Annotated in this window: 14 protein-coding genes; 6 read left to right on the top strand and 8 right to left on the bottom strand. The window is 54.9% G+C overall.

Features of this window, described 5'->3' with window-relative positions; translation table 11 throughout:
* The first annotated feature begins 320 nt into the window (after nt 1-320).
* Complete coding sequence (locus FOV68_RS20950; RefSeq protein ID WP_143991487.1) at nt 321-2,102, top strand: GGDEF and EAL domain-containing protein; 1,782 nt, start codon at nt 321-323, stop codon at nt 2,100-2,102.
* Between the two features lie 20 nt (nt 2,103-2,122).
* Here FOV68_RS20950 and FOV68_RS20945 read toward each other — a convergent pair whose 3' ends face one another.
* Together FOV68_RS20945 and FOV68_RS20940 are read right to left on the bottom strand one after the other, a co-directional pair.
* Entirely contained in the window at nt 2,123-3,706 is a 1,584-nt protein-coding gene (locus FOV68_RS20945) for a diguanylate cyclase (protein ID WP_069027152.1), read from the bottom strand.
* A 403-nt stretch (nt 3,707-4,109) separates the two neighbouring features.
* Complete coding sequence (locus FOV68_RS20940; protein WP_231115725.1) at nt 4,110-4,283, bottom strand: hypothetical protein; 174 nt, start codon at nt 4,281-4,283, stop codon at nt 4,110-4,112.
* Nucleotides 4,284-4,801: 518 nt separating this feature from the next.
* Here FOV68_RS20940 and FOV68_RS20935 point away from each other — a divergent pair.
* Nucleotides 4,802-5,713, top strand: coding sequence for a hypothetical protein (locus FOV68_RS20935; protein WP_031593112.1), 912 nt, complete (start codon nt 4,802-4,804; stop codon nt 5,711-5,713).
* A gap of 1 nt (nt 5,714) precedes the next feature.
* Here the strand turns inward: FOV68_RS20935 and FOV68_RS20930 are convergent, their stop codons facing one another.
* Nucleotides 5,715-5,960, bottom strand: coding sequence for a hypothetical protein (locus FOV68_RS20930; RefSeq protein WP_031593111.1), 246 nt, complete (start codon nt 5,958-5,960; stop codon nt 5,715-5,717).
* Between the two features lie 219 nt (nt 5,961-6,179).
* Between FOV68_RS20930 and FOV68_RS20925 the strand changes: the two genes are divergently transcribed.
* The 4 genes from FOV68_RS20925 (at nt 6,180) to FOV68_RS20910 (ending at nt 9,976) form a co-directional block, all read left to right on the top strand.
* Nucleotides 6,180-6,713 carry an SRPBCC family protein gene (locus FOV68_RS20925; RefSeq protein WP_186289768.1) on the top strand — a complete coding sequence of 178 codons (534 nt, stop codon included), beginning with the start codon at nt 6,180-6,182 and terminating at the stop codon, nt 6,711-6,713.
* A complete protein-coding gene (locus FOV68_RS20920) occupies nt 6,714-7,880 on the top strand; it encodes a zinc-dependent alcohol dehydrogenase (protein WP_031593109.1) in 1,167 nt (388 codons plus the stop codon). It begins immediately after the preceding gene.
* 337 nt (nt 7,881-8,217) lie between these two features.
* Entirely contained in the window at nt 8,218-8,763 is a 546-nt protein-coding gene (locus FOV68_RS20915) for a chorismate mutase (RefSeq protein ID WP_031593108.1), read from the top strand.
* 22 nt (nt 8,764-8,785) lie between these two features.
* Nucleotides 8,786-9,976: a cytochrome P450 gene (locus tag FOV68_RS20910; protein ID WP_143991485.1), complete on the top strand. Its 1,191-nt coding sequence runs from the start codon at nt 8,786-8,788 to the stop codon at nt 9,974-9,976.
* Between the two features lie 35 nt (nt 9,977-10,011).
* On the opposite strand, the gene FOV68_RS20905 is transcribed toward FOV68_RS20910, so the two are convergent.
* The 5 genes from FOV68_RS20905 to FOV68_RS20885 form a co-directional block, all read right to left on the bottom strand.
* On the bottom strand, nt 10,012-11,016 hold the full coding sequence (locus FOV68_RS20905; protein ID WP_039387344.1) for a substrate-binding domain-containing protein: 1,005 nt from the start codon (nt 11,014-11,016) through the stop codon (nt 10,012-10,014).
* Nucleotides 11,017-11,045: 29 nt separating this feature from the next.
* Nucleotides 11,046-12,455 carry a sucrose-6-phosphate hydrolase gene (locus FOV68_RS20900; RefSeq protein WP_143991484.1) on the bottom strand — a complete coding sequence of 470 codons (1,410 nt, stop codon included), beginning with the start codon at nt 12,453-12,455 and terminating at the stop codon, nt 11,046-11,048.
* Nucleotides 12,455-13,825, bottom strand: coding sequence for a sucrose-specific PTS transporter subunit IIBC (locus tag FOV68_RS20895; protein ID WP_010256928.1), 1,371 nt, complete (start codon nt 13,823-13,825; stop codon nt 12,455-12,457). Before FOV68_RS20895 ends, FOV68_RS20900 begins: the two co-directional genes overlap by 1 nt.
* A gap of 67 nt (nt 13,826-13,892) precedes the next feature.
* Nucleotides 13,893-15,428 carry a carbohydrate porin gene (locus tag FOV68_RS20890; protein WP_031593101.1) on the bottom strand — a complete coding sequence of 512 codons (1,536 nt, stop codon included), beginning with the start codon at nt 15,426-15,428 and terminating at the stop codon, nt 13,893-13,895.
* 157 nt (nt 15,429-15,585) lie between these two features.
* Entirely contained in the window at nt 15,586-16,512 is a 927-nt protein-coding gene (locus tag FOV68_RS20885) for an aminoimidazole riboside kinase (RefSeq protein ID WP_143790106.1), read from the bottom strand.
* Nucleotides 16,513-16,612: the final 100 nt, after the last annotated feature.

The following is a 16,612-nucleotide window of genomic DNA, read 5'->3' as shown; positions in this document are numbered from 1 at the left end:
GTGGTTAAAATTAAGCAAAAATAAGTTATGTCATCTACTTTAGTGCGTTATTATATAGTGCACTATGTTTATGCTCTATATACTGGCAGGATATTTAAGAAATTAAAAGTTTTTAACGACAAAATAATAGAATCGTAATTACTAAAATATTTCGTTAAAGAAAAGGTATTTGCTATTCTGACCAGTAGTGGCGTGCAGTGTGATAAAAAATAAATGGTCATGACTCTTTCTTTTTGCAGAATTTGCCTGTAGTCATGACGTCATACCCTTCAATTTTTCTGTTTAATTTCGCGCCGTAATCAGCCGGTGCGGAGGAATCCATGCTTATGAGTCTCAGCGACGGCGACGATTGCCGTACGCGAACACTGCACGCGCTGCGCAGTAACGACGAAAGTCGTGACGATGTGTTGCGACAGTTCGTCCGGCTGGCCAGCCAGGCACTCGGTATACCCGGCAGCTTTATCTCCGTACTGGATGATGAGATGCAGCATGTAAAGGCCGCGCAAAATTTCACACTCACTCAATCCTCCCGGCAGGACTCGCTCTGCCGCCATGCAGTGGACAGTGACAGCACCGTGGTAGTACCCGATACGTTGCTGGATACCCGCTTTGCTGAGCATCCGCTGATTGTTGGCGCGCCTTTTATCCGCTTTTATGCCGGCGTACCGCTTAAAAGCAGCACAGGTCTGATACTGGGTACGCTGTGCGTGACTGACACCGCGCCTCATCCCTTTAATGCGGATCAGGTCGCCATGCTGAAGATGCTGGCGGCACTGGTGATGTCATTTCTTGAGGCCTGGTACTCGGCTGGCTTTGCCGACCCGGTAACCGGTCTGCCCAACCGCCAGCGTCTGATTCGCGACCTTCAATTTCTTGCCGCCTCCGGTGACACCACGCCACGGCGGCTGGTGCTGATTGACTGTATCGATATGCCGCGCGCCTACGAGCTTGCACGCTCAATGGGCATGGGGCCGGTTGAAAGCCTGTTGAAAGATGTGGCGACACTGCTGCCGCTGCGCCTGAGGCCTGCGCCAGGAGAGATGCTCTACACCGTAGCCACCGGGCGCTTTGCCCTGCTGACACGTCAGGAGAGCAGACTCACTGCCAGCTGGGTGGCAAACAAGCTGGCCGGGATCAGCGCGGATCTCGGCGATGGGCTGTCGGTTGCACTGATGACCCACACCGGTGAGGCGAGTTTCAATACCGGGGAGATGCCTGCCCAGGAGATCCTGCGGCGTGCCGTTAGCGCGCTGCACGAGGCCATTACACGCGACGTCGCCTCGATGCCTTTTAGCGAGGCTACTGATACGCGCCATACGCAGGACTTCACCCTGATGCATGATCTGGCCATCGCGATACGCCAGGATAAGGGATTGTGGCTGGCGTATCAGCCTAAAATCTGTCTGCACAGCGGCAAGCCAATTGGCCTGGAGGCCCTGATCCGCTGGCAGCATCCGCAGCGCGGCGAACTGTCTCCTGCACAGTTTTTACCCTTTGCCGTGCAAACCGCGCTGCTCAGCGAACTGACCACCTGGGTGACAGAGCACGCCATCGCCCGGCTCTCCCGGCTGCGCAACAGCTATATTCAGCTGCCCATCACCATTAACGTCAGCAGCAGCGATTTTTCCCGTGACGGGTTTGCCGACGAGCTGGAAGAGCAGATGATCAGGGCGAAGCTCCCGGTTTCGCTGCTGGGCATTGAGTGTCTGGAGACGGAACGGATTCTGGAGAGCGCAACCGCAATGCGGGGGCTTGAGATGCTGAAACTTCGTGGATTCGGTATTTCACTGGATGACTTTGGAACCGGCTACAGCAATATCAGTTATCTGCGGCGCATACCGCTGGATGTGATCAAGCTGGACCGTTCACTGATCAGCGAAATTTCATCTGACACCGCATCGCGCGTCATCGCCCGCAGTATTATAGCGATGCTTAAAGATCTCGATTATATGGTGCTGGCTGAGGGCGTGGAGAATGCGGAAACCGATACGGCGCTGACCGAGTTCGGCTGCGACCAGGCACAGGGCTTTTTCTACTCGAGGCCGCTGCCTGAAGCGGCACTGGATGAGTGGCTCGGCTGGCGATTGCGCAGTAAGTGCTGAGTCTGTCCCACCCTGGAATCTTACCCGGCCGAATCAGACGCGCTGAACCCCTCAGGTCCGGCAATGATGACGGTATTACGCCCGGCGGCTTTTGCTTCGTAAAGCGCTTCATCGGCACGCCGCAGCAGAGAGTCGCGATCGCTATCCTGAGCACTCCGTGAAGCCACCCCGGCTGATATCGTCATCGTTCCGGCAAACGGAAAGGTGGTGGCGCTGACGGTCTCACGGATGCGCTCCGCGGTGCGGACGGCATCAGCCAGCGTGGTATGCGGCAGCAGCAGAATAAACTCCTCGCCACCAAACCGGCTGACGATATCGCCGGTGCGACAGGCCTGACGCAGCAACGCTGCCAGGCTCACCAGAACCGCATCACCCGCGTCATGCCCGTACCAGTCGTTTATCTTCTTAAAATGGTCAATATCAATGGCTATGGCACACTGTTCATGCTCGCTGTCTGACTGCGCCGCCAGCGCCGAAAATCCGCGTCGGTTACAGAGCCCGGTCAGCGGATCGGTCATCGCCTCATCGTTTAGCGCGGCAAGGTGACCTGCAACGGCGTGGCGATGCGCCTGCACGGCTTCTTTGAGCCGGTCAGCCTCGTAATACCAGGTTTTTACCGTGGCGAGAGATTCCGCCTGCGCTTCGCTGCCGCCATCGCGCACTCTGTCAGCCAGCTTTTCCAGTGGAGAGGCGATCCGACCGGCCATAAAGGCAATAATAGCCGCCGTCACGGCAATAATGCCCAGAACGAACCAGACAGCGCTTTCTGCTGTGCGCATCAGAATTTGCCTGACCGTTTCAGAAGTGCCGGTAATAAACACGTTCCAGCCCGTTTTATGCAGTGTGCCATAGCCGGTCAGATAGTGCTGTCCATCACTCTCCAGCGTGAAATGCCCACTTTCTGTCGTGGCGAGCCGTTTCTGCAGTGCCAGACTCAGCAGCATCTTTGTTCCGACGCGCGCCGCGTCATGACTGAAAATAATCAGCCCTTCATTGCTGACCACGCTGACCGTTGACCCATTGGTATAAAAATGCTGGCTCAGGATCTCGCTCAGCATGCTCTGTTTCTTGAGATAAATAGTCCCGCCAATGTAGCCCAGATAGCGGCCATCTTCGCTGAACAGAGGTTGTGATAAAAACACCACATAGTTACCGGCAGCAGAGGTAAAAGGAGCTGAGATAAAAGGCTTTTGGGTCGCTATGGCCTGCAGGCTGGCCGCCGAGTGTAGCTTCACGCCAATGAGATTCAGACTATCGGGTGACGTTGCTGCAATAATGGCATCATGATTGACCACCACCACCGAGTTGAAAAAGCCCGACTGCATTCGCAGGCGATCGCTCTCTGCTTCCAGTCGTTTGATATCACTGAGCCCCTTGATCTGCGACGCACTCCAGGCCAGTTCACGTTGCGCTGTCGCCAGGTAACGATCGGTGGTATCAGCCAGCTTGCGGGCATAGGCAATGTTCCCTTCAAGCAGACTGTCTTCGATGTTGGCCTTCTGAAACAGCAGCAGCGCACTCAGCAGCAGACCGGAGGTCAGAATGACGCCCCCGATGGAAAGCAAAGTCAGCAGCGAGCGAAGGCGCATTTTTTCATAGGGCATTGCAGTCGGGATCCGGATTAAGTGTCATCTGAGTGTAACAGTAGACGTTTCTCGTCAAGGGCAGAACAGAAGATGATTTACACAGGATCACGGCGCATTGGCGGGCGCAGCCCACAACCGTCCAGTCCTGCATAAAGGAAAGGATTGTTTAGCGTTTCGATAGCCCTGATAAGCAACAGCAGAAAATGATTAAGCAGTAATAATGATACTGAGCAGACCGGAATCTGTGCAGATGACGCGCTATTATTATCGCTGACCGTGATAACAACGCCATCCGGTTGCTGAAAATAACGGGGCAGGCTCTGCCCCGTTATTTATTGTGTTAAAAATATGCGTAGAACAGTTAAATAAAACCTGCATCAACAATAATTAATTGTGCATCAGCCTTATCTTTTAAGCGAATTTAACGCCAAAAGGATTTAATATAAGAGCGGCTGCTGAGCCTTTTAATAAAATGATGCGGACAGGTAAAGCGACGCCCTTCCCATTCAAGATTAAACCACTGAAATTCATCATCTTTAATTTTTTCCAGCAGGGTCATTGCCTGCATCGGCGTCTGAAAAGCATAAGCTTTCATCACGCCCTCCTGGGTGCATAAATCAATATGAACCATGTAACCCCCGGGTGTTAAAAAGAACGGAAATTTTATAATTATTGAACAGCCTCGTTATCATAATCCATTTATCGGCTGCCGATTATCTGATTCCGTAATATTTAAGTAAAAATTTCACCTCTATTTCGCGTTTAAATTTTTGGGCAACCCTGCCTTATTTCATCAATTAATTTGACCATGTATACGAAATCCAGCCAGACCCGAAGAGATCGTTACCCATGTTTAATTCAGCTCAGAGGGTCGGAGCGATAAGCGATCACACAAGATGACGGACATCTGCTCATATTGTTAGCATTGAACCGTCTGGCAGGTCCGGAGCCGTCATGCAGAGGGGATCTAATGGTGCTTGCTGAGAGGTTGAGATGGTCATAAACAGAGCACATCGTTTACACTCTCATCAGCCTCATCTGCAAGCCGGCAACGGTACAGATTTATCGCGGAGAGAGGCAGGAGATCACTGACGGCGGGCAATAAGGAATCTTATGCTGGATTATATGGTGTCGCTCTACCGTACTGTTCCTGTCTCATCTGAACGTCTCAGCGACTGGCTTGCCAGCTGGCTGGCGCAGCAGCAGACACGATGCCACGATCACCATTTTTCTGCCGCCTTTCCATGGCGTGAAACCGGTCTGCCCCAGCACGCCTTTTTGCAGCGTGAACTGACGATAAATGGCCAGCGTTATCTCACCGGGCCGCGCTATCTGGGTGGCGATCCTGCACAGCCCTTTATTGAGGTTGTTGCGCGTGACGGCATCATCGATTACAGGGTCGCTAGCGCCATTATGCAGGCATGGCAGCCGCTGAAACCTCTGAAGCTGCGCATCCTGTTGCCTGCGACTTATCCTGACATCGGTATAACCGATCAACTGCTTTTCCTCAGCGACCTGGCTTCACTCTCTGTTCCTGTCGACGAAGATATTTCACTGGTGACAGCCTGCCGGAAAGATTATCCCGCCTGTATCACGGCGATTAATCGCGCCTATCGTGCCAGCTGGCACACGCTGCCGCATCTGCGCGATCAGCTACTGGCAACCAGCAGGCAGGAGTTACGGGAGGATATCGCCGCGGGACATGTGTTTCTGATTATCTGGCAGGGCATAGTGGCAGGGCTGATGATTTGTGTCCCCCGGCGACTGACCTTTATTGAGGGGTTTCAGATTATGGATGAAGTGATAATGCCCGCTTATCAGGGCCGTGGACTCGCCGCGCGCGCTCAGCAGCGTTTGCAGCAGCAGCTTCATCATCAATATGGTGAGAAGGCGCTGCTCACCGGTACCATTCTGCCCGGTAATACTCCTTCACTGCGCAGCGCACAAAATGCCGGGCGACGCTGCGTGCTGAAATATCATTTTTTTACCCCTGACGATTTACGTGCGGGCCAACGGGCAATTTAAATCACCACAAAGCCAGCTCAATCAACTTATCCTGCACGCTGTAAACGCGCTGCTTAAGGCTCAGGCTCTCGTCTGCGCTGATCCATTTTGCCTCAAACGCACCATTAATTTTTTCCAGTGCGATTTTGGTGCTGCTTTTCAGACCTTCGTGCCAGTTCGCGTCTGAACGTTTTGCCGCCTGATTTTCCAGGCTCTCAACTAACGCCGCGACACTTTTACCACCGGTAGTCGCTTCAGATTCAGACATATCTACCTCTTGTTGCTGCTAAAAAACCGCCACACTCGCGAATCACATTATACCTGAACCCAGACCGGCATGGCGCTTTCCTGTGCGCACGACCCGGCATCCTTTCTGACATCGCAGATCTTCGCGGAAGGGCACGGCTTCGCTCGCAAAATTCCGCTAGCTGTTCTTAACTCAGATTGAATGATTTTCGTTCCACTGAGAGAGCTACCGGAGGACGTTTTGACAACAACATCTCAGACAACCGCCAGTGATAATACCCTGACACTGCGGCGCTGGATTACCGTCGGTTTGCCCGCCACTGAACTTTTTGCCCTTTGGCTTGAGCCCGATACCCTGCCACGCATTATGAGCCACTTTGCCAGCGTGAAAACGGTTAATAAAAGCGATGCGCACTGGCAGATTGAAGGGCCATTAGGTAAGCACTACCGCTGGGAAACCCGCATTGTTGAAGCGCAGCCAGGCGAAATGATTGTCTGGCGCTCGCTGGAAGGTGCTGACATTCCTAACGAAGGTGAATTACGTCTGCGCCCTGCCCCGGGTGAATGGGGTACTGAACTGGCTCTGACGTTGCACTTCACCCCACCGGGTGGCGCACTGGGAAAAAAGGTGACGACGTTATTTGATCTGTTACCGAAAGAGGTGGCCAGCAAAGCGTTACATCGCTTTAAGAGTCTGGCAGAGACCGGTGAGATCCCCACGCTGCAGGGGCAGCCTGCGGGTCGTCATGCCGGACATCAGGATAAGGAGAAATAAATGCGCGCACTCTGCTGGAATGGCGTTAACGATTTAAGCGTTGAAACCGTGGCCGATCCTGGTCTGCTCAATCCTCATGATGCCATTATTCGCGTCAGGCTCACTACCACCTGCGGTTCCGATTTGCACGTCATTGATGGCCTGATTCCGGGTATGCGGGAAGGCGACATCCTGGGGCATGAATTCATGGGAGAAGTGGTGGAGGTCGGCAGCGCGGTCAACAATATCCGACGCGGTGATCGGGTGGTGGTACCCTCCTTTATCTCATGTGGTTCCTGCTGGTATTGCCAGCATCAGTTGCCCTCCTGTTGTGACAATACCCATCCGCAGTGGGAGAAAGGAGAGACGGTGCTGGGTCACGCGACCGGTGGCATATACGCTTACAGTCACGCGTTTGGTGGCTATGCAGGCTCACACGCAGAATATGTTCGCGTGCCTTTTGCGGACAATGATTGCTTCGTCGTCCCTGAGGGCGTAACCGATGAGCAGGCGCTGTTCCTCTCCGATGCGACTCCCACCGGCTACATGGGCGCCGATTTCTGTAATATTCATCCGGGTGACACGGTGGTGGTCTGGGGTTGTGGCGGCGTCGGCCTGATGGCACAGCAAAGCGCATGGTTGATGGGAGCTCATCAGGTCATCGGTATCGATCGCTATCCGGAGCGACTGGCGATGGCGCGCGACTACGCCGGCAGCATCACACTGGATTATACGGAGGTCGATATCAACGAAGCACTGCTGGAGTTAACCGGCGGACGCGGCCCGGACAGCTGTATTGATGCTGTTGGTATGGAAGCACGTGGCGAGGGATTAAGTCAGGTCTACGACAAGACCAAACAGATGCTGCATCTTGAAACTGATGTGGGCGCAGCATTGCGGCAGGCGATGTATGTCTGCCGTAAAGGCGGCAACATCGCCATTCTGGGGGTGTACGGCGTCATGGATAAGTTTCCGCTAGGGCTGATGATCAATAAGAGCCTGACCATTCGTACTGCCCAGCAGCATGGGCAACGCTACATGCACCGTCTGCTTGAACATGTTGCCCGAAACGAACTGAACCCGGCTTTCATGGCGACGCATCGTTTTCCGCTGGAAGAGGCGCCGCGGGGCTATGAAATGTTTAAACATAAAGAAGATGGCTGCGTTCGTGCCGTGTTCGTTCCCTGATAACAGGTCTGTCGTGACTCCGCAAAACCCGATCCGGGCGGCTGTGCCTCCCTGCTAAACCTCAGCTTATCTTCGCAGATGATCCCATCAGACGCCGGACGCTCTTAATCGAATTATGACAGCCGGTAACGGCCTGACCGGGCTGAAATCAACCGGGCACAATGACATACCAATATGAAGCTTTCATGAATTAAAAGCGAAAAACCGGCTTTAAATTAACAACATGCCAGTATCAGGCTGGCACAGGCCTCTGTTCACATTTTGAAAACAAAATAATCACACATAGTTATTTTTTCATGCCTAAATTAGTGCCAGTTTTCATTTATGGAGCAGGCAAATGACGCACTTTGTGGCAATTTTTTTCTCTTCACTGTTTATGTGCAGTAACGTTTTTGCAGGTTCGGTTTCATCTGTTTCTCTTGGATCACTCTCTTCTGCGCTCAATGAACGGATGCAGGTGATGAAAGCGGTGGCGGGTTATAAAGCACTGCATCATTTACCTATTGAGGATCTGCCACGGGAACAGGTGGTGCTGGATAACATGCTGCAAAACGCACAACAGGCCGGGCTTGAACCCCACTCCGTGGAGCCGTTTGTTCACGCTTTGATGAACGCCAGCAAGGCGATCCAGTATCGCTATCGGGCTGACTGGCTCTCAGCTCCAGACAGCGCTGTTCCTGTCAGGGATCTGACCGAGACCAGACAGCAGATACAACAGCTGGATACCCAGCTCCTGACGGCGATCAGCCAGCGCCTGATGGCTGGCGCCTTCTCGCAGGAGGACAAAGAATTTCTGATGTCACAACTCACGGCACCTCACCTCAGTGAAAGTGATAAAAACAGCCTGTTCGCTTCCCTCTCCCGCATTCAGCGCCAGCACTAACCCTCAATCAGCGGAGTATGCTATGCAGCTTCATGAACTCATGAACCCCGACTACTCTGACAATCCCTTTCCCCTTTATCGAAAACTGCATCAGCAGGGACCGCTTATCCCTGCCGGAGAGAAGATCATCATCAGTGGCAGTCACGCCGTGGTGGACGCCCTGCTGAACGACCGGCGGGTCGGTAAAAATTATATGGAAAGTGTCAGAGTAAGATTTGGTGATGATGCAGCCGGACTGCCGCTGTTTCAGGGTATCAGCAGAATGTTTCTGGTGCTGAACCCACCCGATCATAACCGGTTAAGAGGACTGGTTATGAAGGCGTTCAGCGCCCGGGAGATTAAATCCCTCCGGGAGATGGCGCTGACGATAGCCAATGAACTGGTTGATGCACTGGAAGGCCGTCGTGCCTGCGATCTGGCTCAGGCATTCGCTTTTCCGCTACCGGTGCGCATTATCTGCCGGATGCTGGATGTCTCAGAATCTGATGCACCAGAACTGGGTCGCCTTACCTCTGCGCTGGTCAGGGTTTTCGATCCTCAAATCAGCCAGTCGGATTTGCTGAAAGCCGCTGAAGCATTTGCCGTGCTGGAAAATTACTTCAGTGCCGTGATCGTCTCCCGTCGTGACAGCACCGCCAGCGATCTGGTGTCACTTTTTCTGCGCAGCGACAGTGACGGCGACCAGCTGGATCACGATGAGATCATCGCCAATGTGATACTGCTGTTTCTTGCCGGTCATGAGACAACGTCAAATATGCTGTGCAACACCATTCTGGCCCTGCATGCTCATCCGCAGGAACTTGCGAGCCTGACACAGAATCATGCGCTGATACCCGATGCCATAGAGGAATGTCTGCGCTACGACAGTTCGGTCCAGATGCTTTACCGCACGACTCTGGAAGAGATTGAGTTGGCAGGCGAGCTCATCCCGCCCGGAACCCGCTTCTTCCTTAGCCTTGGTGCAGCCAATCACGACCCGCTGGTATTTACCTCTCCGGAACGGCTGAATATCCGGCGGCATGAGGGGCGATGTCTGGCATTCGGTGGCGGTATACATCACTGTATGGGCTACCGGCTGGCACTGGCAGAAATGGAGGTGGCGCTGGAAGTATTACTGACCCGATTGCCAGAGATGCGGCCCGTGGCCGCTGGCGTTCGCCGCAACCACAGAGCCAATCTGCGCGGCGTCACCGCCCTGCCGGTCGAATGGTAAAGCACTGCAGCGCCCTGCCCTGAAGCGCCCGGCGGTTAACCGCGCAGCCGCAGCGTGGCGGGCAGGATTAGCTGACTGTCAGCGGGATCCTCTCCAGCGATCATGGTGGTCAGCATAGAAAAGCAGGCCTGCGCCAGTGCCGGGACATTCTGCTCAACCGTGTCGATCGGAATGGAGAGTGAATCATAGAGATAGTGATCGTCGAAACTGGCAATGCGGATGTCGCTGGTCAGCAGGTTATGCTCGCTCATGTAGCGCAGTACTCCCTCCAGCAGACCGCAGGCGGCGGTGAACATCGCTTTAGGGGGGCGTCCCAGCCGGCGACAGAGCGCGGCAAACATCTCATAGCCACTGCCGGGATGGTAGTTACCCTGAATTATCCACTCCGGCCGCAGCGTCACACCCGCCCGCATCAGTCCCTCTTTGAATCCCGTCAGACGATCCTGGGTCGGGGAGAGGTCAGACTGTCCGCCAAGAAAATAGATCTCCTCCGGACAGGTGCGCGCCAGCTTTTCGACCAGCTCAGCGGTGGGCGTCACAGAGTCGGTGATGACCCAGGGCAGCCTGGTATTGTTCATGTGGCGGTCAAACAGCAGCACCGGCAGCTGTTCGCTGAGGCTGACATAGTCGCTGTCGCTCAGCATACTGGAGGCGACAATCAGCCCGTCGACCTGACGCGCCACCAGGTTATTGACCACGGCCATCTCCTGACCGGCATTTTCATCGGTGCAGGAGATCAACAGTTGCAGACCGGCCGCGCGACAGAGATTTTCCAGCGCATGGGAAAAGGCCGCAAAGCCGTGGTTGGTGATTTCCGGTACCACCAGCCCCAGCGTATGACTGCGGGCGTCATGCAGCATCCGGGCGTGGATGCTGGGCTGATAATGGTGTTCCCGGGCCAGTGTCAGAACCCGCTCACGCGTCTCCTTCGCCACCCGTAACTCTTCGCCACGGCCGTTGAGCACCAGGCTGGCAGTGGCTTTAGAAACCCCAGCCAGTCCGGCGATGTCACTGATGGTAACGCGTTTTGTTTTTCTCACGGCAAGGCATCGGTTAGTGAAACAAGGACTTATTCTACCATGCAGCGGCGTAACGACCAGTAGCGGGCCTGCAGTTCTGCGCGACCGCGCAGGGTTAGCATCGCCGGGTGGTCCGGAAAATAACGGCTGCTCATCACCCCTTCCCCGTCGTTGATAAAGATCTCAACGCTGGAGTGATCACACAGGATCTGCAACCGGCGCGCAGCCCCTGTCCAGTAACGATAGGTCCATTGACCCGATACCAGGCTGCGACGGGCAAGCCGCAGTTCATTCTGCTGCCACGTCAGGATTAGCGTATCGGCGAAATTGAGTTCTATATCGCCCAGGCTCTCCAGCGCAAGCTCCAGCCGCTGCGCGGCGATTGGCGGCGCGTCATCGGCGCGGCCCTGGTAGTGCTGCTCCCTCTCCCGCAGCGCCTGCAGTTCTGCAATCGGCTGCTGACAGAGCCGGCCATTGCGGGAGCTCAGCTCGCGCAGACAGGTCATCTGATGGATCCAGTGATGCGCCACGGTTGGCTGGGCCATCTCTTCACCGTCTGGTGTTCCCATCCAGCCCACCAGCAGACGCCGGCCGTCAGCGGTCAGCGTGGTTTGTGGTGCATAGAATTCAAACCCGGCATCCATTTCGTTCAGCGGGCCGTGCAGGTATGCAGCCTGCTGATAATCCAGCGAGCCACTCAGCCAGGCGCAGGCGTGACTGTTCAGGTAGCGTTTCTCTTCAGGCATAACACCCTGCGGACAGCAGATCAGATAGGTGCTGTCGCCGAGCGTGAACATATCCGGGCACTCCCACATGTAGCCAGCGGCATCCAGCCCGCCCAGTTTGCTGCCCGCAATCTCGCCGAGGTTCTGCCACTCGCGCAGATTATCAGAACGCAAAAGCAATACCCTGCCCTGCAGCTGGGTATTCTGCGCGGCCAGCACCATGTACCAGTAATCTTCATGACGCCACACTTTGGGATCGCGAACGTGGCCGGTGTAGCCCTCCGGCACGGCGATAACCGGACCGAGTTTGTCAAAACCGCCAGTGCTGTTCTGCTGCGCCAGACACTGCCACGCGGTGCGTGAACCATCATCAAACTTCACATTGCCAGTGTAGATCAGCATCAGTACACCGTTATCGTCTACCGCACTGCCCGAGTAACAACCGCCGCGGTCATACTCCTCGTCTGGCATCAGGGCGATGGGCTGATGCTGCCAGTGCAGCAGATCGGCTGAGCGCCAGTGTCCCCAGCATTTTTGCTGATGCGCGCACTCCAGCGCGTTCCACTGATAGAAGAGATGATATTCACCGTCGAAATGGATAAAGCCATTGGGATCGTTTAGCAGGCCGGTTACCGGTGCCAGATGCCAGCCAGGGTAATGGCTGTCGCTGAGCGCCTTTGGCATACCCTGCATCACCGCCTGCAGAATGGCGGCAAGACGTGTTGATGAGGCCATTATTCAGAATCCGTTTTGTATTTAAGCAGGTAAGAGATTACAAACGCAGTGGTGAACGCGATGGCGATGCCGATGACATAGTTGAGCAGAGAGCCAGCCTGGACAATCGCCATGCCCGGCAAACCGGTCAGTCCGACCGCAGTCATATAAACATGGACCGACACCACCCAGGCACCACCGAGCGCGCCGCCCACCAGACCCGCTATAAAGGGTTTCATAAAGCGCAGGTTAATACCAAAGATAGCCGCCTCGGTAATCCCCAGCAGCGCGGAAAACGCTGAAGGCAGCGAAATCGCTTTGATCTTCGCATCGCGGGTTTTAAACCATACGGCCAGACAGGCACCGCCCTGAGCCACGTTCGCCATCGCCCAGATAGGCAGCAGGAAGTTCACGCCGATGGAAGGATTGCCCAGCAGTCCGGCTTCGATAGCGTGAAAACTGTGATGGACGCCGGTAATCACAATCACCGAATAGAGTCCACCAAACACCAGTCCCGCCAGCCAGCCAGCGTGCGCAATCAGCGTACTGAGAATAAAGGAGATGCCATCACCCAGCATACGACCCGCCGGTCCGATAATCAGCAACGCAATAAAGCCAGAGATAATCACCGTCAGGAACGGGGTCAGGATCAGATCCAGCGCATCCGGGATAACCCGACGCAGCTGCTTTTCCAGCATGCTCATAAACCACACCGCCAGCAGCACCGGGAATACCGTGCCCTGATAGCCAATCATCGCCACTTCAATGCCGAAGAAGTTCATGGTGTGGAAACCGGCGGCGACGCCCCAGGCGTTGGTCAGCGCCGGATGAGTGAGAATGCCGCCCAGTGTCGCACCAAGAAACGGGTTACCACCAAACTCGCGGGCAGCCGTAAAGCCAATCAGGATCGGCAGGATAATAAAGGCCGCCGAGCTGCACATATCCAGCATGATATAGAGCGCATTTTCCGGATTGACCCAGCCGTAAGTTTTGACCATCCCCAACAGGCCCATCAGCAGACCTGATGCCACAATCGCCGGAATGATCGGCACAAAGATGTTCGACAACAGGCGGGCGATGCGCTGGAAAGGGTTGAGCTTACGTGCGGCTATATCAGCGGCCTCGGATTTGCTCGATTCACTGATGCCTGCCTCGGCGATAAAGGCAGCATAGACCTTGTTCACCACGCCGGTTCCGAAGATAACCTGAAGCTGGCCCGCATTGCGGAAGCAGCCTTTAACCCCCTCAATCCGGCCAATCGCGGTGGTATCCGCTTTTTCATCATCCGCCAGCACCAGCCGCAGCCGGGTGGCACAGTGAGCAGCACTGGCGATGTTCTCTTTACCACCCAGCAGGGGCAGCAATGCCCGCGATATTTTTACATAGTCCATACACACCTCAATCTTGTTATGTTTTTATCCATCCTGATCTCTGGCCCCGGCATCCGGGGCCGCCCGGTCAGAACCAGGTTTCCATCTGTACGCCGAAGTTCCATTCGCCACCGGCATCGAATCCTTTACTGCCGAAAGCGTCGTCACTGGCATAGTTATCCAGCCGGTGATCCCAGTTCATCCAGGTTGCAAAGAGACGAATTTCCGGACGTTTGAGGAAGTCACCGACATCACCGGCTTTCAGGGTTGGCGCAACGGTGAGTTTGGTAAAGCTGCCGCTGACCGCATTACGGTTGTTGTAGCCTTCGGGACGCAGATCCATGTACTGATAAGAGCCTTCATACTGCATCTCAAAGTTCTGGGTGATTTCCTGAATCAGCCGCAGGTTAACTGTCGCCCAGTCATAGCTGTCACCTTTGACATAACGATCGTCACTACGCTGAGCCAGTAAAGCAGGTGCAATGTGCCAGCCACCGCCCAGCGGGGTAATACCGTAACTCGCCAGACGCCAGGTGTTCGCTTCCGGCAACAGTGCGCCATCAGAACCAATCGACTTCACCTCTGCGCCCAGTCCATGACCATAGAGCAGTGCAGTTTTCGAGGTGCCCTCTGTCAGCCCATAAAAGCTGTCGTTATGCAGGCCAAGCAGCGCATGTACGCCGGTTTCTGCCGCATCGCTTTTGACTCTGAGGCCGTCGATATCCCGTCGGTCATCGTTATCTTTCGCACGCATACCGCTGACCATCAGCTGCACCGGCCCGACAAAGTTATTCAGCGACAGGATGTAGTTCTGCGCAGTGTTTTCATTGTTTTCGATGTCGCCAAAGGTACGACCATAAAGGGAAATGTTACTGCGCGCCTGATCGCTCCATTTCATGTCGTAAATACCGGCACCAGTACCGGCAAGAAACACCACATCGGAGTCGATCCAGTGAATATCAAAGTTATCGCGATCAAAACGTTTACCGGCCCAGACCGTGGCGTTATCGAATGCGCCGCTGAAGGTGGGAAGCTGCCCGAGCTCGACAAACGCCTGACGCAGGTTGAGATCGCTGCTGGCGGCTGTCCAGTCGTTGTAGGTGCGCTGTCCATCGGCCAGCATCGCTTTGAAACGGGTGGTGGCGCCGTTGTCCAGCGTCTGCTTATGTTCAAGGTTGAGCTCAACGTAGGTATCCGGCTCATTGCCAAGGCGACCAACGTGCCCGCCGGTTTCCCCGGCAGGGGTCACGGTCGGGCCACCCTGAGTTTTGGCGGCCGAGCTGTTCATCAGCAATCCTGAACGGGCATAACCGTGGAACTCGAAGCCACCTTCATCGGTTGATTTCTGTTCCAGTTTCGCGGTGCGCTGCGCGACCTCAGCGGTGGAGTTTTGGGTCTGTTGCTGCACGGCAGCCAGCTGCTGTGCCTGCTTCTCAGCCATCTGTGCCTGTTTCTCAGCGACCTGTGCGCGGGTTTCCGCTGCATTCGCTCGCTGCTCGGCTGCCTGCAGTCGCTGCTCCATGGCCGCAAGGCGTGCCTCAATGCTGCTCATACTGGAGTCGGCCCAGACTGATGTGGAAAGTAATATCGTTGAGAGACTCACTGCTAACGCGCTTTTTTTCATTTTTTATGTCCCTGAAGAGAGGCTATCACCACCGGATTTTTTGCTAAACCGGTTTAGGCGCAAATCATAGCCACGGGTAATTTCCCTGCGCAATGAAAATAGCTAAACCGGTTTAGTGATTGTGAGATAGCTCCCAAAACAGGGGGAATAATGATAATCAGTCTGGCAGGTCGTTCAGCTGGTGGAGCCGCGGAAGTGCTGTCATGGCTCCTTTAGCCGTGGTTGCCAGTGCACCGCAGCGTTGTGCGCTGGTAAGGCAGATGGCCAGCTGCGATTCATCGGCAGGCAGACCCGACTTCGCCAGCCCCCAGAGTAATCCGGCCACAAAGGCATCACCTGCGCCTGTAGTGTCAACGCTGACCACGGGTGAAGTAGCATAGTGGCATAGCTGGCCCTGATAGCAGGCGATCACCCCTTCCCTGCCCCGCGTGACCAGCAATAGTTTTATGCTGAATCGCGCCGCCAGCTTCGGCATGCTGACAGTGGATTCCTGATCCGGACAGAGAAAATCGAGTTCCTCGTCGGACAGTTTAACCACGTCCGCATGGCTCAGCACCTCGTTCACCACCGCATGCAGCAGTTGCGGATCGGGCCAGAGGTCATGACGCAGATTTAAATCGAAACTGACATGGCCGCCTGCTGCCCGGATCTGCTTCATGGCGGTCAGGGTCGCCGTGCGTGACGGTTCAGCTGATAAGGCAATAGAACAGCAATGCAGCCACTCCCCGTGCCGGAATACGGGCAGGTCTTGCGCCTCAAGAAACAGGTCAGCACTCGGCCTCACCATAAAGGTAAAGGACCGTTCGCCATGGTCATCCAGTCCGACCACTACGGTTGAAGTGCGGTGCTGGGTATCGGCAATCATGTAGCGGGTATCAACCTTCTCTTCAATGAGCGTCTGCCGCATAAACTCACCAAAGGGATCATCCCCTACTCGTCCGATAAAACCGCTGTTTCCCTGCAGACGGGCAATTCCAACGGCGACATTGGCAGGCGCCCCGCCCGGACACTGCATCAGGCGACCCGGCATTTCGGGAAGCAAATCCACCACGGCATCCCCGAGGCACCATACGCGTACAGACATAAAAAACTCCTCTGATTAATCCTGACAGCTAAACCGTTTTAGCTATAGCGATAAACCGTGCTGAGTTCAAGCGTTACCCATCGGAAATGATGTGTGACTA

The sequence above is a fragment of the Pantoea sp. paga genome, assembly GCF_007558755.1.
GTDB classification, from domain to species: Bacteria; Pseudomonadota; Gammaproteobacteria; order Enterobacterales; family Enterobacteriaceae; genus Pantoea; species Pantoea agglomerans.
This window is presented reverse-complemented; position numbering and strand designations above follow the sequence as displayed.